Here is a 20,271-nt window from a genome sequence, read left to right on the forward strand (position 1 = left end):
CTTAATTTCCTTGTAAAAATAAGCTCTAAATGAAAAATATAATGAAATTTAATACACTAAATATCATCATATTTCCATATTGCATTATCAACAGAGGATCCCATATATAACGAGTTTTAGTAAGCCCTGTTACAGCTAGCTTCATTGCATTGCGAAAACCGAAGTAAGTATAACCTATTCAAAATTAACGATAAAAACCTTAAAAAAATATCGAACTACGTTCTACGCATTAAATTTCTAAAGGTTGAAATAATTTGCCAAGCATGCTGAATCGCATAACTATAGAGTGCAAATATAACAAGAAAGCCGATAAACATAATGGCTTCAGGTACCAGATAGAGTTCAGATAAAACGCCTATAAAAGCAAATATACTAGCACAAACACTAATGATAGCTAACGACTGTAACGGACTAAATCCAGCTCTCATAAATATATGATGTAAGTGATCACGATCAGGCTTAAAGGGTGAGTCGCCTTTATTGATTCTTCTTAACATTATTGCAGCCATATCCATCAAAGGTATAGCGATAAGATAGAGTGCTGTGACAGGTCTGAATGCATTGACACCACTATCATCAACTCCAATGACAAGAAGCCAGACCACAGTCAGACCTATTAACATACTTCCAGCATCACCCATAAATACTTTTCTAAGTATCTTATTAGGCCAGCCTAAGTTAAACATTAAATACGCAACCAAAGCTGCAATAAACAACATAGGCAAAAGATACCAATCACTCCCAACTCGACTCAACAAAAAGGCTAAGCCAGCAAACGTTATTAGGCTAAGCATTCCGGCTAACCCATCTATACCGTCAACCATATTGAAGGCATTAATTGCTCCGATCACAGCAATAACAGTGATAAATACGCCAACAAAGCCAAGCGAAATGAAACCAAAGCCTAGCAAATCTCCGAGATCTTTCAAATACAACCCGGCACCAAAGATCATCATTGACGCGACTATCACCTGAGCAACCAAACGGTATCGTACAGGTATATCGTATTTATCGTCTAATATACCGATAAACAGGATTAACGAAGCTGAGACTAGATAGATATTAAGCGACTGATTATCAGGGATAAAAATTAAGCTAGTTGTCATAACACTAAGATATATTGCAAATCCGCCAATCAATGGCACCCTACCGTTATGCTGTTTTCGCCCTGTAGGGATATCAACTAAACCTACTTTCTCAGCCACGGGAATAATCCATCGTATGACTAAGAATGATACAAAAAAAGAGCAACTCAGGGGGATCAAATAATCCATGAACGCTTTCCTTATTTACTTACACGAATGGAACACTATACATCGGCGACAATTTGTATCGCTTCTTTTACATAAAGTATGTGCAAAAGCGTTACTATAACGCTTTTGCATAGAGTTAATGCTTACATTAAGATTTCCATCTTCTACTTAAAGATTAGCGATAGCGGCAAATGCGACAGCTGTGTTATAAACGATACTAGTAACCTGTGACCAAAGCGATAAGTTATCTTTATACTCGGTATCCAAGGGAACAATGATGGTATCCCCAGGTTGTAAACTATCCTCACTACTAAACCAAATTGAACGGCTAGGCAGTATAACGGAGCCATTAGCTTTAATAACATATGTTCGGCCATCATCAGCTCTTTCTCTTACACCACCTGACATACTAAGATATTCATCAACAGTTAACCCTTGTTTGTATCTATGAGTAGCAGCGTGCTGGACTTCGCCCATAACAGCAATAGTCTGCTTAGTTGACGGCACATAAAGCACATCAGAATCCTCTAGTTGAAGATCAGCTTGTTCAATACCAATTGATATAGCAGAAAGGTCTACAACTAAACGGCCTACAGCCTCAATATTCTCAAGGTCTGTTAGCATCATCTTGGCATCGCTATAATTAACGACATCACCATCTTTAGATACACCGCGTGTTGCAATATCTCTTCGCAACTGATCTGCTAACTTTTTAATCTCCAATTGTTCTTGGAGACGGACAGATTCTCGAACAAATACCGCTGAAGGTAGATAAGCATAACTTGTAAAGCCGCCGGCCCTCTCAATAACATCTTTTAATGTCTCACCCCTGCTTATATTATAAACTCCCGGAAAGCGAACTTCTCCACGAATTTCAACGGATTTATTTTCTTGCCATTCTGGCGTAGTCATCACTGTCAGAATATCTCTACCTTTCAGTTGTAAGTCTGAACTAGGTTCGCCATCTATAGCTTTTAGTAATTCAATATTCTCATGAGTGATACTTGAGCCATCTGATAACGTAATAGTTCTTGTCAACTCAGCCCTAGATGTATAAGCACCTTCTTTTAGGCCTCCGGCAGCTATAACCAAATCAGAAACCCTAGCATTAACAGCTAAAGGATACATGCCCTGATAATAAACTTGTCCCTTAACCGCAACAACTTGGACTCCTTCACCCGATCTACTTTGATAATTTAGCTTCATGATAATGGGATAAAGCAACTCTTTACGGTTCATTAGGCTACTAAGACGAATAAGTTCAGGGTCCTCAAATAGATTCGCCATCATTCTGTTAACTTCACCTTTGATTGCTAAAGTTTGATCATCTTCAACTTGCTCTTTGGCAACTACGACACCACCTAACTGGCTACGATCTGTCAACTTTTGAGTTTCTAATTGTACAAAACCCGCACTAAATAAGTCTTTTGACAACGAGTTATCGCCGACAAGTTGTACAACTTTCTCAACTCTTTCTCTAACAAGTTTATTCAACTCGAAACGATTTTGAGCACCATCTCTAAAGTTAAATACCATTACAATATCACGAGGACTTAGCTCAAGGTCTTGGTCTTCCGATTTATCAATAATTGCTTGAGATGGCGCAAATTGATGTACCTGAATGTCACCATATTTATTAATTTCGCGTACAACAATAGCATAGTCAAGGTCAGCAGAAGGTTGGAAATCTCCCCAGATAGATGGAAGTAGATCACTGATTTTTTGTCCTTGATACCATTGATACTTACCAGGACGGATTACAGCACCTATAACAGTTACAGCATTTTCAAACTGAGAGGTAGATGTTTTTACTTTAAGAATATCGCCAGCTTTAACTCTTGTCATTCGGCCAAAATCGGTAGTCAGATCAATATTTTTTATTGTTTTGAGACCTTGTTTATTGTAACGCTCGATGCTACTACTTTTTGGATAAGCTCCCTCTTTAAGTCCACCAGACATGGCAATGACCTCATCAATAGACTCATTACCCTTAAGCTCATAAATAGCTGGACGTCGAACTTCACCGTCTACAGATATCAATCCTCCAACTGACGGAATAAAGACGACATCCCCGGAACGCAATCGCATATCATTAGATGCATCCCCCCGCATTAGTAGGTCATAAAGATCCAACTTACCAATCAACTTCCCTTTGCGTTTCAACTGAATATTTCTTAAAGAACCTATTTCTGCGATACCTCCAGCTACAAACAGAGCTTGTGTGATCGTAGAAAGACTAGATACGGTATATGAACCTGGTTTATAGGCGTCTCCCGCAACAAAAATGCGAATAGAACGAAGTTCACCCATTGTAATATTCGTTTCAACACCTATCATCTGCTGCTTAATACGCGCAGAAACAGTTTGACGTAGATCGTCAAACTTTAAACCAGATACAGATATTGGGCCCAACTGAGGAAATTGAATAGTCCCATCTCGGCTAATAACTAAATCGTACTCTTTATTTTCCTTTCCATAGAGTTGGACCTTGATATTATCTCCTGGACCGACTAGGTACTCCCCTGGAATAGGAATATCTGACACAGGAGCAAAAGTCATCGGTTCGCCTTCAAACAAGTCATAACCATAAGGCTTCAGTTTCTTAGTTTCTTTGTCTTTTTGATCTTTTAAAAATTGATGCACTTCTTCGACAATAAGTTGCTGTTCTTTTAAAGCCTTGGTTTGTTCATCCTTAATTTCTCTAGGGTTAATTATTGATTGACTACCCAATTGCTGCTGAGAACTGTTCGAATCGGCACTTATCGCAGAAGGATCTAATCCATATTGCTTTGCCAATCGCTCCTGTTCGGCTTTAGGCAAGCTCTTGAATTTTTCCATCATTTGCAGTGATGGGGTTACAGCATGCGCCGACCCAATTGTTAAACATATAAGACCTATGCTTACTAGAATGAGTTTCTTAACTTTTAGTAACACCATATTCTCCGAGAATAAAACAACCTACACTTGTCTGATAATAAGGCCTTATCCATAAAGCAACCCTATAAATTCAATACGTTGAACCCACTTTATTTCAGCTCTATAACAACTCTTTACAGTCACTTACTAGCGAGCCTCTTTCTATAAATAAAGATATCGGCTAAAATTGTGCTTGATTATACGCTTTTAACAACATCAGTACAGTAGTCAGCGAAAAGAAACAAACTTTAGATGGATAAGTTGACACAAAAAAACAATTTACAAACAAATAGATAACACACAGCACCGTTAGTATGGCATTAAAAACATTTGTAGTAACAGCTATGTCATAGCCGATTTTACTGGCTTACTTTTATAACACCTTTATCAAAGCTTCTCCCATCTGCAATTTCATGCAAATATTCCCTCTAAAACCAATGGATAAAGATGTTATATGCTAAAACTCAACCTTCTTCAAACGACTCACTTTTGTTCATTCGCTATGAAGTACTATATAGATCGCCAGAGCTAACCAAGCAGAGAATGTTCTCTATGATTTAAGTCACATTGACGACCTTATTTTTAAACGATCTGTTACCGCTCCGAAAGCAAGTACGATAGCCCCACTCGTTAAGTGACACACATAGAGACTCAAAATAGATGAATAGGCGGCATTAGAACGGTGAAATTTGCTTCACCGTTGCTATACTCGCTCAGGAAAAGTCGGAAGCGAAGCTACAAGCTTTTGAAATTTAAGATTATTTATTGCTTTCGCTTCGCAGTTTACAACATAGAAGAATACCGAGACATCGTAACTTCCTTTACGTCTAATTTTAATCGTTAAAAACAACATTAACTACATCGGCGTTCACATTCGCACCATGTAGAACTTGCAAGACGCTCAGACTGATGCGTATGCAAACATAACGATAGTTTACGTGACGTCCTATTCACTGGCAGAATCATAACAAATATCCTAGGCATTTGAAAATATCCTTTTACGATGCGATTGCAATTTGCAACACAAATGCCACGGTAATTCCATCTCAACTTTTGCAACACTTAGTGAATGATTGATTCACGACCATATGTTCGGCACCTTTATTGACTCATTTGCCAGCGCCTTGAAGTAAATCAGAAACTTATCACCTTACCGCTACACTCGGCCTCAAATCCCTTCCTCAACTCAGAATCCAATAAGTTCGATTGGCAGTTTTCGTAATCCTTGGTTTTGAACTGTAGAACAACTCGATTGATATTGACTAGGTCTCGCCAAAGATTTGAGCGTATATCGGCCTTATCCCTTTAGGCGCTAATTCTCATTAAGAGAACGCTATCCGCAAGCCATATGGTCGGACAAAGCAGGTTGGCCTTACCGGTAAAAAACCTTGTTTGTCATAGGATTACCTAACAACCAATTGTAACCATTGGGCTCAATGAACTTATGCGCTTACTGCCAACGAACCTTGGACGTTGGTGCCTAGCTTAACCATAGAGGCAGGCCCACCCAGAAAGTTGGTTAATATTCATCAAACGCGGATGCTAATTGAACCAAACTTGGGGACAGGGGCGTTCACTACATCACTACACGATGACTGCTCAATGACTGTTAACATACGCCTAATAAGTGGCCGTTTAGGTTGATCAAATTGACTTTTAGCCTGCTAAAAGGGTATATAAGGTGGGTTTGAAACAATTTAGTGCTCTAAATATTAAATATAACAAAAATCTACAGCAGGCAGATCACATAAAAGCCACAAAGTTCCTAATGGATAAAGAGGTTGATCATTGCTTGTTAAGATATTGATAACACTCGCAACAACAAATTTTTCTACATATATTTTTATGTAGGCAATCACAAGCTGAAGGTGGAAGACTTACATGAGCGTAGCTAAACCCCAAGGTACGATGCTCGGGCATCCTAAGGGATTATTCCTGTTATTTACAACAGAATTATGGGAACGATTCAGTTATTACGCAATGCGTGCGATTTTGGTTTTATATCTTGTCGACGCAGTTCAATCGCAAGGTGGTCATGGATTGGGTTGGACCCAAGCCGATGCACTTTCGCTCTATGGTACATTTACAGGCCTTGTTTACTTAACCCCGCTTATCGGTGGTTGGTTAGCAGATACCTACCTAGGTCAACGTAAGGCTATTGTCATTGGCGGCGCATTAATGGCTGCGGGTCAATTTATTCTTGGTACGCCACACGCTTGGGTTCAGGGTATGGAAACTGAGGTTTTTTACGTTGGCTTAGGTGTACTTATCTTAGGTAACGGCTTATTTAAACCCAATATTTCCACCATGGTGGGTGATCTATATGAAGAAGGCGATCACCGCCGCGATGGTGCTTTCACTATCTTCTATATGGGTATCAACGTTGGTGCATTCCTCTCTGGTATTATCGTAGGCTCTGTCGTTGCCTATTTTGACGGTAACTTCCAAGCTGGTTTCCTATGTGCTGGTATTGGTATGGTGCTGTCATTAATCATTCAATTTGTATTTGCACAAAAGTTACTTGGCGACATTGGCCGCGTACCAGCAGCACAACTTGAAAAACAAAAGGCGGCCGAACGTGGCGAAGTACGTAAAGAGCCACTGACCAAAGTCGAACGCGATCGCATTAAAGTGATCATGATCATGGGTTTGTTCACTATCATTTTCTGGGCTGGCTTCGAACAAGCTGGCGGTTTGATGAACTTGTTTACCAATGACTTCACCGACCGAATGATAGGTTCATGGGAAGTACCAACAACTTGGTTCCAATCACTAAACGCTATGTTCATCGTTATTTTTGCGCCAGTGGTAGCTTCTATCTGGATCCGCTTAGGTAAAAATGAGCCTAACTCTCCAGTTAAATTCGCGTTAGGTCTTATCCTATTGGGTATTGGTTTCCTATTTATGATTGGCGCCGTGCTTGAAATGGGCGGCGACGCGAGTGCTAAGTCAAGCATGTGGTGGTTGGTCGGCGCATACTTCTTCCATACTATGGGCGAACTATGTCTATCGCCTATCGGCCTTTCTATGGTGACTAAGTTGGCTCCACTGCGTATTGCCTCATTAATGATGGGCGCATGGTTCCTGTTTGTGGCAGCGGCCAACAAAATTGGTGGTGTTGTTGGTTCATTCATTGGCCACGGTGGTGCCAAAGAAGAACAACTTGCAAACGCTATGTCTATCTTCGCTGGTATTGCCATTACGGCGGCGCTTTCGGGTGTCATTCTATATTTCATGTCAGACAAGCTAGTTGACTGGATGCATGGTGCTGAAGACGGTCACCATACTGAAGAAGAAGCCTTAGAAGAAGAGATCGCTGTGACTGCAGAGCATGAAGCGATTAAAAGATAAGTTGTAGTATTACAGAACTAAAAACGCCCCACTTGTCATAGTGGGGCGTTTTTATTTATGCTTTACTCTTAGCTCTTAGCTCTTAGCTCTTAGCTCTTAGCTCTTAGCTCTTAGCCATATCATCAAAAACTCATCTGCACATAACCACCAGGGGTAACCGTCGTTTGATATGCCAACCCTAGGAACTCATTGGTAAGTAGCATTTCCTTATGTTCAGGAATACTTGAAACAATGCACAAGCTCTCTCTTGGCATTAAGTTTCTAAATTGAATGCTAGGTTGTCCCCACTCTAAAATCCCAATTTGGAGTGAATCAGGCATTGCTAGGGGTAATAGTCCCTCTTCATTACGAATATAACAGCGAAGTCCTTTACCAGCTTGTGCAATAGACGCTCGGAAATGATTTAGCTCTACGACCACATAGACGATATCCACATAGATATCTAGACCCGATTTAGTCATGCGTTCATTGAGATAACTGAGCATATTGAATGGCTCTATCACCGTTTGCGTATTGCCGTTTCGAAATAACTTAAGCTTCTGATTAACAAAACTCTTGAGCAACACACTCGCAAATGCGCAGCGATTATCTTGTGGGTGAAAGTGTGCCATATACATAATTAAGTACTGGTCACCAACATTCGCACTATCAATAAAGTAAGCACTAACATCGTCATTCTTGAAAAGGCTGTAATCGATTTTTGCTTTGGGATAGTCTATTTCTGAAGGTGGGAAAAGCTGTTGCTGAACACTCTTGGCTGCTTCGGCATTTTGCTCTAGTAGTGCAAGGTGTTCTTCTAGCTCCTGATATGAGAGTTCTTCAAGTTCATCAATCTGAACATCTTGCTGATTTGTATCACCCAAACACTGATGTATGGCATTTTCTATTAGGCAGAGATCATTGACAGGTTTGACTAAATAATCGCACGCGCCGACCCGCAGAGCTTCAACGACATCGGCCATCACTTGATTGCCTGAAATGACGATAGACTGAGTGCTAGGTTTACGCTTAATCATCTGTTTAAGCATCTCTAAACCGCCCAAGATCGGCATACTCAAATCGGCAAGTACGATATCAAAATCTCGTTGGCAAAACCGCTCTAGCCCTTGCTGACCGTCATCGGCTTCGATAACCGTAGCGCCTCGGTTTGTTAAAAATGCCGCAACTATACTGCGAAAAACAGGATCGTCTTCGACCAACAATATTACTAGATCTTCTAACGCCATTAAGCTTCCTCATACCTTGCTCGTGAGGCAAAGCAAACTAATCTAGTACGTCCTTATACTATATAAGTAATATTGATCACCCATCTATTGTGGTTAATCAAATCCCCCAATTATCTCTAAAGCTAATCGAGCTCTTTCATGTATTCGTCAAGTAGTTCGTCATCATCTGTCGATATCGGTACGTCACCATCATAAACTTTATAATCGAGATGCTGGAAATATGCTTCCCTTACAAAAGTGTAGGGGTCTAGCGCATTATCGACAAGTCTCTCTTGATCGATAGCCGAAGCTCGTTTATGCAAATTTTTCAGTCCCCATTTCGCCAAAGACTGCCACATGGTTAAGTCTGACAATGGAAAATATAGACCATCAACCCAATCTGACGCTAATTCTCGAGTAACATAAGGCCCAAGAAATGGCGCCATGAAATAGGGACCATTTGGCACGCCGTAATAACCTAACACTTCATTGAACTCATCTTGCTTGCGTGACATGCCCATCATATCGGCAACATCAATGATCCCCAAAAGACCGATAGTGGTATTTATGGTGAATCGACCGCCAGCATTAGCTGCCCAGCCCCATTTGCCTTGTAAAGCGTTATTAACGAGTGAACTAGGCTCTTCAAAGTTCAAGACAAAATTATTGACGCCTGTTTTCACTGGACGAGGGAGAAAATCATTGTAAGTATGCGCGACTGGTCGATAGATATATCTGTCCATAAATTGATAGTTAAAATCCCACATGGCTCGGTTAAAGCCTTCTATCGGGTCGCGGGGATCATTATAAACGATAGTCACGTCCTTAGTGCTGTTATCCTTAGCAATCGCTTCGCCTTGGTTTACGGTTTGAGCTGCAACAGGGACACCCAAAATAAGCAGACTTAACGCAATCCATTTACACTTCATATACCTTTAGTTCCTAAATAGTATCACCCCAGTTAAAGTCAGAAGCATTTAATGACGATATAGGTAATACTAGACTACACAGTTTGATTTTCATTTTGAGACGGCTAAGGATACTCGCCCTATTGGCGAGGTCAAATTGAAATTTGTAAAATGTATTAATCAAACGCCCCCAAATGGAGCTAAGTTTTGAGTCAACAAAATCTAAATATCACCCAAGGAACTGTATCTGTAGGGCAGCCATCTCATTTGACTCAGGCTCCACAAATAGAAAAGTTAATTCCTGTTAATATTCAATTTTCAGAGGTTAAAGATGCAATCGTTCTAAACAAGCAGGCACTCGCTATCGAATACCAACAGACAGCTGAGCGACAACTGTTAAAAACCACTTCTGAGCAAGCCTCGTCAACTGTGCTACTTACCCCGCAATCGATTACAGCAAATGAAATTAAAGGATTATTGCAAGTACTGGGCTCCGCTAAAAACATAGACTTGCCCCGAACCTTGCTCGCCTACATTAAGGGCAATAACATTTCGATATCCCAACTAACCAATTTAGCAGAGAGAGCTCAAGGTTACCCAATTGGTGAAGCGAAAATTATCAACGATCTAGTCTCCATCCCCCCTTCTATACAATTTAAGCTGCCACAGGGACAACTGCCCAATGGAGATTACTCTGCAAGCTTAGTGAGTATAAAAGGCGAGTTACAGCTAGCATTAACGCCCAAGTTGGCTCAAATCTCTGTAACACTTACAGGTGAACGAGGCCAACTAGAGAAGGCCATCAACCAAGACGCTTTAACTGCATCCTCGTTAACACAAAAAACGTCTCTTGTTAGCGGATACGGACAACTCGTTCATAATCTTGGTAAACACTCGCTAACGCAGCAGCAGCTGGTTGCTCTCGCTAAACCATTAGCAGCCACGGACGATATCATGTTTCCCGCTTCTCAACGCCTAGTGTCCAAACAGCTGTTAAGCTTAACCACACAATCGCCACCAACAAGTCTGTTTGAGACGAAAATATCGGACCCAATAATCAAACACATCAGTAATTCAACGACTTATACGGCGCAGGTCGCTTCGCTATCTTCAACAGGGCAGGCGATGTTGGATAATCGATCTACGGCACCTCAAATAACACCACTATCAACCACGCTACTGTTTAAAATAATAAACAATATCAATACACAAGTCTTATCAATATCGGCTTCAAAGGCACTAATGCCCCCCTTACCATCAGTGACAACGCAACCTAATCTGCTACTGCCTACTAGTGCACAGCAGGTAAATACAGCGGCAGTGCAATCTCCATTAAGCCTATCTGGGACAGGAAGCATTGATTCGAGCGTTACTGCTAACGCTCGTGACGTTAAAGCTATGCATAGAGGGCTCAATCAAGCGCTAAACCTAATCGCTGATAAAAGCTTGCTAAATAGCGACAATGACCAACTTATAAGTAAGCGATCACTACTGACATTAATTCAGCAAATTCAGCCTCTAGCTTTCCCAAGAGCCTTAGGGGAACTGGCGACTCCGACAATATTACGTCAAGAGCTCTTAGACAGTGTTTCTGCATCCATAGTCTCCCCCTTGCTACCTAAGTTAGCGAGTAGTAGTCACAGCAGTACCATAGGCATTTTATTTCAGCTGCTTTTAGGGAGACAACATCAGCAATCTAATTCGAATCAATTAAATCAGTATCTTAACCAGTTGCAACAGAAATTGGGGATGCGTTCTTCCCTGCTCAATCTATTAGACAAAGCCAATACTGGCGATGCGATGGGAAAGTTAATTTCCGGTCTAACCCTATATCAACAGGCGAGCAGTGATACCTCTCAAGCCACTAACTGGTATTTCACTCTGCCCTATATGCTGGACAACCGCCAGGAAGAGCTCGAAGGGCACTTCGAACAGAACAAAGAAGATGACTCTATAAGTCAACGCTGGCGTTTACAGTTGAAGTTTAACTTAACCCTCGGCGCCATCTTAGTTAATGCAGAAGTCAGCCAAAATAGACTAAAACTCGGATTTACTTCAGATAGTGACAAACTATTGTCTCTGGTTAACGATAAACTCACGCCACTCTCTCAGAAAATTTCCGCTATCGGCCTTGTCGCCGATCATATTATCACCCATAGAGCAAAGGTGCCGGGAAGCTTGCTCCCTGGTGAGCATTACCTCGTGAAGATAAAAGCCTAATACAGCGATAGGATCAGATAATGTCAGACGATCAACATTTAAAAAATGACTCAAACAGTAACACAGACAAGGACAGACCCAAGCAGGCTGCAGCGCTGCGATATAATGGTAGCTCTGCGCCTACAATCACGGCGAAAGGAGAAAGTTTAGTTGCGGAGGAGATCATCGCCTTAGCAAAAGAGGCTGGGATCTATATTCATCAAGATACAAACTTAAGCAATTTTCTACAGAAACTAGAGATCGGCGAAGAGATCCCTAAAGAGCTCTATTTGTTGATCGCAGAGCTGATCGCATTCGCCTACATGCTAGATGGAAAGTTTCCTGAAAGATGGGACAACATGCATAACAAGATTATGGAAGAGGTCTGATCTAACATGATATTCTGTATGCAGCTGCCTTAAACTCAATAATCTAAAGCTCTGGAATTTAAGCTTTACGATGTAATCTAAGTAACAGTTCGGCTTCTGCCTTTGGCAGTTCGCACTCTTTAACTAACTCATCGACACCAGCCCCTAGTTCGACCATCTTCATGGCTCTGGAATAGAGTCGTGCCTGCGGATCTTGTTGGCTAGTCTCATCAATACGGGCATCTTGTTTCGCCACGCGTTTTTCTAATTCCAACATCCGACGGCCAACACCTATGGTACCCGTTCGAAGTTCCTGCAGTTCTCGCTTAACAACTTCACGTTGACGGTCACTCTCTTTAACGAGTAGCGTCAATGCATCGATCTTGGTTCTTAATTTACTCATCTGCTTTTGTTGGTATAGCACAAGCCCTAAACAGGCAATCACGTACAGCAATGCTGCAATTAACATTTCATCGCCAATCATAGACTTCCCTACTCTATTTTAAACCGCAAAATTCGCTCAAATATCACAACTAAAAAGCCATCGATAAATACCGACGGCTTTTAAACACAGCAATCAAACTCAAATCAGATCAGGCTATATCTGAGATAATTCCATCCACTCTTCATCAGATAATAACTTATCTAAATCGACCAGAATAAGTAGCTCATTGTCACGGTTACTAACGCCTTGGATAAATTTAGCGCTTTCTTCGGTACCTACGTTTGGTGCATTATCGATCTCTGAACCACGCAGATAAACCACCTCAGCAACACTATCAACCAGAATGCCGATCACCTGCTTTTCAGCTTCGATAATCACGATCCGTGTAGAATCATCGACATCAGAAGGTGCTAAACCAAAACGAGAGCGTGTATCAATAACTGTAACAACATTACCCCGCAGGTTAATGATCCCTAAGACATAATGGGGTGCGCCTGGTACTGGAGCAATTTCGGTATAGCGTAGAACCTCCTGAACCTGCATTACATTAATGCCATAAGTTTCATTATCTAAACGAAACGTTACCCATTGCAACACTTCATCGTCTTTACTCGCAGCTACTGCCGCAACGTTTTTTGCATCTGCCATAAAAACCTCAGTCAATAGAGTCCTGACTACCCAATCCTAAATTTAATAACTCAATCAATGCTTGTACATGAAGTATGCCACACATCTGTTGTTTTACTACCCCAGCGAGCCAAGGACGTTTCCCCGCTTTGGTACGCCAGTTAACTTCTGATTTCAATATTTTTACTGAATTAACTAAGGATTCACAAGCTAATCCCCAATTACTATCCTCTAACAATACAATATATTGGTAATCAACAGATTGCGCCAGTTTATCATCATATTTTTCGGGCATCACCCAAGCACAAGTATCGACGATGTTAAGTTGTGAATCCCTATGAGTTTGAACGCCATGGTACCAAGCCGGTCGTCCCATAATGTGATTGACCCGCTCCAACTGAACAATGCCACCAAGACTTACTAACGGCACTGCCAGTGTCAAGCCTGCAACCTTAAAAAACAACACCTGAAACTCATCATCCAATGTATCAATAAGCGCCTCGGTCACACTTGGAGGCGTTGCACCAGTTTGTGTTTGGCGCTTAACATCAGTTTCTAATTCCGACTTTTCAATGTTTTGGCTATCAAGTTTAATACTAGCTGAAGTTTCAATCTTTTCATTAATTTGAGCATCAACAACTGTTTGTTTTGTCGTTGAAATCACAACTTTTTCGTCGGAGTCCGAAGTTACACTCGTAGCGTTATCAATAACCGCTTTGGTTTCAATGCTAACACTGGGGTCATTCATTACCAATGTCGCTTCAGCAACTGGCGCTAAAAGCTGTTCTAAGGCTCTCTTATTAAGCTGATGCTCCGCTTGATGTTTCACCATTGACGGTAAATCAACACTCGGTTTAACCGTGCTTTGCATCTGAGTTTTTGGCAACTCATCTATCGCAAAGTTATGAACCCCATCGGTAACTTGCACATTAGCAGCACTAGATTTTAGATTGCCACCTACTGCGACTTTGGTGACATCATGCTCTTCTTCGCTTAGTGGCTCAGATAACAGCAAGGCGAAATAATCGAATACGGCTTCATCAACTGAGTTTGACATGAGCAAACTCCTTAGAAAGCAAGAAATCTAATAATCGATCGTAGGCTTTAACGCCGCGAGTATTACCTGCATAATGCGATGCTGGAAGATGGGCTAAACTCGCATCCCTAAATTTGGTATCGACAGGAATAACATCTGGCCATAACACATCACCGTAATCTTCACCTAACTGAGTAAGCGCCGAGGGTGAGGCTTTAGTTCTTCTATCATACATGGTTGGTACTATGGTGTAGCTGTATGTAGTATTTTTTGAACGCCCCATAAGCGTCATAGTCTTAACCATTCGATCGAGCCCCTTAATGGCTAAAAACTCAGTCTGTACCGGGACTATAATATGCTGACTGGCAGCCAATGCATTGACCATTAGCACACCCAGCACTGGAGGACAGTCGATCAGCGCGATATCATAATCAGCTTCAAGTAGAGCAAGTAGTTTCTTTAATATCAAGCCCATCCCCCCTTGGTGACCAAGGGAGCGATCTAATGTTGCCAATGCCATAGTTGCAGGAAGTAGATCTATCCCTTCAACTTTTGTCTGCACAATATGAGTTAATACGGTATCGCGAGTAAATGATTTATGATTTAAAAAAAGGTCATAAAGAGAAACGGGCACCTCTTCTGAATCGATACCAAGGTAGTAGCCCAAAGATGCATGGGGATCGGTATCAATCATTAATACCCGCTTACCACGTTTGGCCAGAGCACCAGCCAAACTTGCAACCGTCGTGGTTTTACCTACGCCACCTTTTTGGTTAGCTATGGTCCAGATCTTCAACAAAAACCCCTTAAATAGTCCAAGCTACCGCTTGTCATTCTAATTATCTTCGCGTGTTGTCACTCTAATGCCACCATGAGGCAGGCTGATCACTTTAACACCATCTTTATCTTCAGACAGTTTAATTACTTCTATCTTGCTATGCTCGTCGACTTTTAACCCATCCGCAGCTAAATCCGATTGATCTATTTGGGCACTATCTACTACATCGTCACTAACAGAGGCTCTCATTGGAATAACGATATCGTTTACATTTTGCTTATCATCTGATGTGGCCCTATTGATATCACTGCTTATTGAAACATTAAGATTCTCATCAGCATGACTTTCTATTTGTATCTCATTACTAACCACACCAGGCCCTATTTCAACGCTGGTTTGCACGCCAGGCTTTGCTTGCTTAATTAGTGTTTGAGTTACCTCTGGATTTTTCGCCATCCAATCGGCTAAAGCCTGGGCTTGATCATCTGATACCATTAACAACACTTGGCTTTTCTCTAGCTGATCGATTCTCGCCTCAAGCAAACTATTTTTATGGCGCATATCCAGATAAAGAGAACCAGCTACTATGGTCGAAATTAGCAGCAAAAAAAGTACCAGCACCATATAAATGCTGCTACTTTTGCCTAAACTAGCCACGACCGCTCTCTCTAATAATCGCCTCAGCCATATCTTCCAGCGCAATCGACTGACTAGATAGGCCTGCCGCAGCGACAGCTTGTGGCATACCGTAAACAACACAGCTCGCTTCATCCTGAGCCCAAATAGTCGCTCCGGTCGCCTTTAACATTCTAGCGCCTTCTCGACCATCGGCCCCCATACCGGTAAGAACAACGGCCAAGGTATCACCACCGACTAACTTTGATGCCGAAGCAAAGGTGATATCGACACAAGGCTTGTAGTTCATATCTGCGGTGCCAGGAATAATCTTAATTCTTCCATGTACACCACCACGCTCAAGCATCATCTGCATACCGCCAGGGGCTAAATAGGCACAACCTGAGCGTAATTGATCCCCATTTTGCGCTTCTTTTACTTCTATCGCACACAGGCCATTAAGACGCGCGGCAAATGCAGGCGTAAATGCCGCAGGCATATGTTGGATCAACAGTATTGGATGCGGATAATTAGCTGGAAACTTAGTTAAAATCTTTTGCAGCGCTACGGGGCCACCAGTCGAGGTTCCGATGAGCAGCATTTTGTAATTTTTCCCACTCGCTCTTTGAGGAGGAGCGCTTCTAATCGGCTGCCTAACGGGTTGAGAAATTTCTCTTACGGGTTGCGTCGCCGTGCGGCTACTTGTTAGTGGCTGAGTTCTTGGCGTGATGGGTCGATAGACTCGACGACGCCCTAAAGCTTTTATGCGTTGCTGCAATAATAAAATCGCATCATCTTTATTGGTCGCAATATCTTCAAAGCGTTTAGGTAAGAAGTCCAAAGCCCCAGCTTCTAACGCGTCCAATGTGGCTTTAGCGCCATCATGTGTCAATGAGGAGAACATCAATATCGGTGTAGGGCATTTAGCCATGATCTCGCGGACAGCCGTAATACCGTCCATCACAGGCATCTCAATATCCATAGTGATAACCTGAGGTTTTAATTGCTGTGCAAGTTTTACCGCTTCCGCTCCATTTGTCGCGGCACCAATGACCTCTAAATCAGGATCCTTCGCAACGATTTCACTAACTCTTCGACGAAAAAAACTCGAATCATCAACTACTAATACTTTAATGGCCATTCAATTTCCTATCGACAGCAAAACTTCATTATAAACAGAGCGTGGTGCCAACTTGACACACACGCTCAGCTGTCATGCAACTATATCTTGAAAGCGACTATCTCTTATTCTTAGCGTAGTGCTTTAACAAACCAGGGACATCTAATATTAACGCGATACCGCCATCAGAAGTAATGGTTGCACCCGCCATACCTGGCGTTCCGTGAAGTAGCGTGCCAAGTGGCTTTATCACAACTTCTTCTTGCCCAATTAATGCGTCAACCACAAAGCCTATCTGCATCGTTCCAAGTTGGACAATAACCACATGTCCATGTTTTTTATCACCATGCTTAAAACTGACTACTTTGCGGCTTAACCAATACTCGAGATAGAACAGAGGCACCGCTTTATCTCGCACTATGACGGTGAGTTGACCATCAACGATGTTGGTTTTAGTTAAGTCAAGATGGAAGATCTCGCTCACACTCGACAATGGCAAAGCAAATACTTGCTTGGCCACTTCAACCATCAAAGTAGGCATAATCGCCAAGGTTAACGGTACTTTAATTTCGAGAATGGTTCCCTTACCTTTAAGGGAATCGATATGCACGGTACCATTGAGTTGTGTGATACGGGTTTTCACCACGTCCATCCCAACACCACGTCCCGATATATCAGAGATTTCGACTTTAGTTGAAAAACCAGGAGCGAAGATCAAGTTATAAGCTTCACTATCTGACATACGCGCGGCAGCATCTTCATCGAGAACGCCACGGCTTATCGCTATCTGCTTAAGTTTATCGGGATCCATACCCGCACCATCATCCTCAATTTTTAGCAGGATATGGTCACCCTCTTGGCTGGCTGATAATGTAATCGTACCTGTGCGAGATTTACCATTAGCTTCTCGCTCATCTGGCATCTCAATACCATGATCTACCGAATTACGCACCAAGTGAACTAATGGATCGGCCAATGCTTCAACTAAGTTTTTATCGAGATCGGTATCTTCACCGATCATCCTCAAATCGATCTCTTTATTTAGAGTTCGAGCTAAATCACGAACAACCCGAGGAAAACGTCCAAATACTTTTTTGATCGGTTGCATGCGCGTTTTCATCACCGCGCCTTGCAAGTCTGCGGTCACTAAATCAAGGTTCGCCAGCGCTTTTGACATATCTTCGTCATCGCGAGAAATGCCAAGGCTAAGCAAACGATTCCGAACCAATACTAACTCTCCGACCATATTCATGATCTGATCTAATCTAGCAGTGTCAACCCTGACCGTCGTTTCAGCTTGGGGCATATTGGCAGCAGGAGGCTTAACAGCGGCTTTTTCCTTGACCACAGCTTGGGCTTTAGCTACCGGCGCAGGGACTTGGGCTTTCGGCTCAGCTTTAGGGCTTGTTGGTGTTACTGATGTTGCAGAAGCCGATGGAGCAATAGAGTCTTTAACACCAGGACCCGCGCCAGAACCATGCAGTTCATCTAGTAACTTTTCAAACTCATCGTCGCTAATTTCATCGGCATCAACGGGAGGTGCAGTAGGTTCAGGTATCTTCGCAACAGGGGCTACTGGGGTCGTTGCCGCTTTAAACGAGCCAGAACCATGAAGCTCATCGAGTAGCGATTCAAATTCATCATCTGTAATGTCATCACCGTTACTCGCTGCAACATTGCCACTATCCTTATCCGCAATAGACGGGCTTTTACCCGTTCCGTGTAAGGCATCGAGCAAAGCTTCAAACTCTGATTCATCTATATCATCAATATCACCTTCTGCACTAATTGAAGTGACGGCAGGCGTCTCAACTTCAACAACAGCAGGCTCAGGCGCTTCAGGCACAGGTAACTCAACAGATGCACCACCTTCTGACGGTAGAGGAGCACCAGAACTTAATAACTTTAAGTTGGCGAGTAAATCCTCATCAGCGGGGCTTTGCTGCTGACCTGCTTGCGTTTCTGCAAACATTGAATTGATAGAATCAACGGCTTGAAGAATGATGTCCATCAGCTCGGCATTAACGCTTCGCTTACCAGTACGCAAAAGGTCAAAGGTATTCTCTGCCTCATGACATACATCAACCATAGGGCTAAGACTTAAAAATCCAGCCCCTCCCTTAACCGTATGAAATCCACGAAAAATAGCATTGAGCAATTCTGTATCATCTGGATTATTTTCCAGCATAACAAGTTGTTCAGATAAGAGTTCGAGTATTTCACCCGCCTCAATCAAAAAGTCCTGCAGTATCTCTTCATCAACATCAAAGGACATTAATATGACTCCTACTTAGAAACCCAGACTCGACAATAAGTCATCGACTTCATCTTGTCCCGTCACGACATCATCACGCAATTCTGCGTTCATAATAGGACCTTCTGCTTCTACGCTTTTGTTTTCATTAATCGGCTTCTCTGATGCGGGTTGCTCACCAAATACCGTTAACATAGAGACTAAATTACTCTCAACTTCGCGCACCAATTCAATCACTCGACGAATCATCTGCCCTGTAAGATCTTGGAAATCCTGTGCTAATAATATGTTATTTAACAATTCTCTTAAGCGATTTGAATCAGATTCACTACGCTCAATAAATTGCTGCACATCATGACAAAGGGTTTTGAATTCATGGAGCTCTATATCTCGCTTCATTAATCGCTCCCAAGACGGCTTAACGGCTTTTACATTCGACGTTAAGGCATCGGCAAGAGGCAGAGACTCTTCAACAGCGTCCATGGTCTTATTGGCGGCTTGCTCAGTCATGTCGATAACATAATTTAGACGTTCTTTTGCATCTGGAATCTCACTATTTGCGAGCTCAACCAAACGACCATCTACCTGAAAGTCCACAATAGCGCTGTGAAGTTGACGCGTTAAACGTCCCACTTCGTCAAACAGCTCTTTTTGAATTGGACTGGCAATCTCTCTAATTATCTCATCAGCTTGCGCTTGTTCATTGGCTTCGAGCAACTCAACGAGTTGCTTAGCCTGCGCCAAACTGATCAGCCCTGAAGTATCTGCCTGCATAGCTAAACCTTGATTAACCGAGTCGTTCGAAAATTTTGTCTAACTTCTCTTTCAATGTCGCAGCAGTAAAAGGCTTCACCACGTAACCATTAACACCGGCCTGAGCCGCTGCAATGATCTGTTCCCTTTTTGCTTCCGCAGTTACCATCAATACCGGAATATGCTTAAGCTCATCGTCGGCACGAATCGCCTTCAACAAATCAATCCCTTGCATACCGGGCATATTCCAATCGGTAACGACAAAGTCAAAATCACCTTTTTGTAGCATAGGCAATGCCGTCGAACCATCATCTGCTTCCTGAGTGTTGTTAAAACCCAAGTCTCTTAACAAGTTCTTGATGATACGCCTCATTGTTGAAAAATCGTCAACGACGAGAATCTTCATATTCTTGTCCAAGGTTTCCTCCGCGGAGCTGCTTTTA

The 20,271-nt window shown here is 42.2% G+C and carries 16 protein-coding genes; 3 read left to right on the forward strand and 13 right to left on the reverse strand.

Features of this window, described 5'->3' with window-relative positions; translation table 11 throughout:
* Positions 1-215: 215 nt before the first annotated feature.
* Together wecA and K0I73_RS12360 are read right to left on the reverse strand one after the other, a co-directional pair.
* Positions 216-1,274, reverse strand: a complete 1,059-nt coding sequence (wecA, locus tag K0I73_RS12355) for a UDP-N-acetylglucosamine--undecaprenyl-phosphate N-acetylglucosaminephosphotransferase (protein ID WP_220061402.1) — start codon at positions 1,272-1,274, stop codon at positions 216-218.
* Between the two features lie 147 nt (positions 1,275-1,421).
* The gene (locus K0I73_RS12360) at positions 1,422-4,187 is read right to left on the reverse strand and encodes an SLBB domain-containing protein (RefSeq protein ID WP_220064368.1); all 2,766 of its coding nucleotides are present in this window, start codon (positions 4,185-4,187) and stop codon (positions 1,422-1,424) included.
* Between the two features lie 1,863 nt (positions 4,188-6,050).
* Here K0I73_RS12360 and K0I73_RS12365 point away from each other — a divergent pair.
* Positions 6,051-7,520, forward strand: a complete 1,470-nt coding sequence (locus K0I73_RS12365) for a peptide MFS transporter (RefSeq protein ID WP_220061403.1) — start codon at positions 6,051-6,053, stop codon at positions 7,518-7,520.
* Between the two features lie 122 nt (positions 7,521-7,642).
* Here K0I73_RS12365 and K0I73_RS12370 read toward each other — a convergent pair whose 3' ends face one another.
* Together K0I73_RS12370 and K0I73_RS12375 are read right to left on the reverse strand one after the other, a co-directional pair.
* Complete coding sequence (locus tag K0I73_RS12370) at positions 7,643-8,746, reverse strand: response regulator (RefSeq protein ID WP_220061404.1); 1,104 nt, start codon at positions 8,744-8,746, stop codon at positions 7,643-7,645.
* 122 nt (positions 8,747-8,868) lie between these two features.
* The gene (locus K0I73_RS12375; RefSeq protein WP_220061405.1) at positions 8,869-9,654 is read right to left on the reverse strand and encodes an MlaA family lipoprotein; all 786 of its coding nucleotides are present in this window, start codon (positions 9,652-9,654) and stop codon (positions 8,869-8,871) included.
* Positions 9,655-9,840: 186 nt separating this feature from the next.
* Between K0I73_RS12375 and K0I73_RS12380 the strand changes: the two genes are divergently transcribed.
* Together K0I73_RS12380 and K0I73_RS12385 are read left to right on the forward strand one after the other, a co-directional pair.
* Positions 9,841-11,853, forward strand: coding sequence for a hypothetical protein (locus K0I73_RS12380; RefSeq protein ID WP_220061406.1), 2,013 nt, complete (start codon positions 9,841-9,843; stop codon positions 11,851-11,853).
* A 20-nt stretch (positions 11,854-11,873) separates the two neighbouring features.
* Entirely contained in the window at positions 11,874-12,221 is a 348-nt protein-coding gene (locus K0I73_RS12385) for an EscU/YscU/HrcU family type III secretion system export apparatus switch protein (RefSeq protein WP_220061407.1), read from the forward strand.
* Between the two features lie 58 nt (positions 12,222-12,279).
* Here K0I73_RS12385 and K0I73_RS12390 read toward each other — a convergent pair whose 3' ends face one another.
* The 9 genes from K0I73_RS12390 to cheY form a co-directional block, all read right to left on the reverse strand.
* Positions 12,280-12,681 carry a DUF2802 domain-containing protein gene (locus K0I73_RS12390; RefSeq protein WP_220064369.1) on the reverse strand — a complete coding sequence of 134 codons (402 nt, stop codon included), beginning with the start codon at positions 12,679-12,681 and terminating at the stop codon, positions 12,280-12,282.
* A 117-nt stretch (positions 12,682-12,798) separates the two neighbouring features.
* The gene (locus K0I73_RS12395; protein WP_220061408.1) at positions 12,799-13,293 is read right to left on the reverse strand and encodes a chemotaxis protein CheW; all 495 of its coding nucleotides are present in this window, start codon (positions 13,291-13,293) and stop codon (positions 12,799-12,801) included.
* Positions 13,294-13,300: 7 nt separating this feature from the next.
* Positions 13,301-14,329 (reverse strand): chemotaxis protein CheW, encoded by a 1,029-nt coding sequence (locus K0I73_RS12400; RefSeq protein WP_220061409.1) that lies wholly within the window; start codon positions 14,327-14,329, stop codon positions 13,301-13,303.
* Positions 14,313-15,104, reverse strand: coding sequence for a ParA family protein (locus K0I73_RS12405; protein WP_220061410.1), 792 nt, complete (start codon positions 15,102-15,104; stop codon positions 14,313-14,315). Before K0I73_RS12405 ends, K0I73_RS12400 begins: the two co-directional genes overlap by 17 nt.
* Positions 15,105-15,143: 39 nt before the next feature.
* The gene (locus tag K0I73_RS12410; RefSeq protein WP_220061411.1) at positions 15,144-15,743 is read right to left on the reverse strand and encodes a hypothetical protein; all 600 of its coding nucleotides are present in this window, start codon (positions 15,741-15,743) and stop codon (positions 15,144-15,146) included.
* Positions 15,736-16,842, reverse strand: a complete 1,107-nt coding sequence (locus K0I73_RS12415) for a protein-glutamate methylesterase/protein-glutamine glutaminase (RefSeq protein WP_220061412.1) — start codon at positions 16,840-16,842, stop codon at positions 15,736-15,738. Before K0I73_RS12415 ends, K0I73_RS12410 begins: the two co-directional genes overlap by 8 nt.
* A gap of 97 nt (positions 16,843-16,939) precedes the next feature.
* Positions 16,940-19,096 (reverse strand): chemotaxis protein CheA, encoded by a 2,157-nt coding sequence (locus K0I73_RS12420; protein WP_220061413.1) that lies wholly within the window; start codon positions 19,094-19,096, stop codon positions 16,940-16,942.
* Positions 19,097-19,111: 15 nt separating this feature from the next.
* The gene (locus K0I73_RS12425) at positions 19,112-19,849 is read right to left on the reverse strand and encodes a protein phosphatase CheZ (protein ID WP_220061414.1); all 738 of its coding nucleotides are present in this window, start codon (positions 19,847-19,849) and stop codon (positions 19,112-19,114) included.
* 13 nt (positions 19,850-19,862) lie between these two features.
* Positions 19,863-20,246, reverse strand: coding sequence for a chemotaxis response regulator CheY (cheY, locus tag K0I73_RS12430; protein ID WP_081730747.1), 384 nt, complete (start codon positions 20,244-20,246; stop codon positions 19,863-19,865).
* Between the last annotated feature and the right edge of the window lie 25 nt (positions 20,247-20,271).

The sequence above is a fragment of the Shewanella mesophila genome (genome assembly GCF_019457515.1).
Taxonomy (GTDB): domain Bacteria; phylum Pseudomonadota; class Gammaproteobacteria; order Enterobacterales; family Shewanellaceae; genus Shewanella; species Shewanella mesophila.

Bases quoted from the DNA above. Each gene is read 5' to 3' on its own strand.
- wecA (WP_220061402.1), bottom strand. From the start codon at position 1,274: ATGGATTATTTGATCCCCCTGAGTTGCTCTTTTTTTGTATCATTCTTA.
- K0I73_RS12370 (WP_220061404.1), bottom strand. From the start codon at position 8,746: ATGGCGTTAGAAGATCTAGTAATATTGTTGGTCGAAGACGATCCTGTT.
- K0I73_RS12385 (WP_220061407.1), top strand. From the start codon at position 11,874: ATGTCAGACGATCAACATTTAAAAAATGACTCAAACAGTAACACAGAC.
- K0I73_RS12415 (WP_220061412.1), bottom strand. From the start codon at position 16,842: ATGGCCATTAAAGTATTAGTAGTTGATGATTCGAGTTTTTTTCGTCGA.
- K0I73_RS12400 (WP_220061409.1), bottom strand. From the start codon at position 14,329: ATGTCAAACTCAGTTGATGAAGCCGTATTCGATTATTTCGCCTTGCTG.
- K0I73_RS12375 (WP_220061405.1), bottom strand. From the start codon at position 9,654: ATGAAGTGTAAATGGATTGCGTTAAGTCTGCTTATTTTGGGTGTCCCT.
- K0I73_RS12420 (WP_220061413.1), bottom strand. From the start codon at position 19,096: ATGTCCTTTGATGTTGATGAAGAGATACTGCAGGACTTTTTGATTGAG.
- K0I73_RS12365 (WP_220061403.1), top strand. From the start codon at position 6,051: ATGAGCGTAGCTAAACCCCAAGGTACGATGCTCGGGCATCCTAAGGGA.
- K0I73_RS12395 (WP_220061408.1), bottom strand. From the start codon at position 13,293: ATGGCAGATGCAAAAAACGTTGCGGCAGTAGCTGCGAGTAAAGACGAT.
- K0I73_RS12425 (WP_220061414.1), bottom strand. From the start codon at position 19,849: ATGCAGGCAGATACTTCAGGGCTGATCAGTTTGGCGCAGGCTAAGCAA.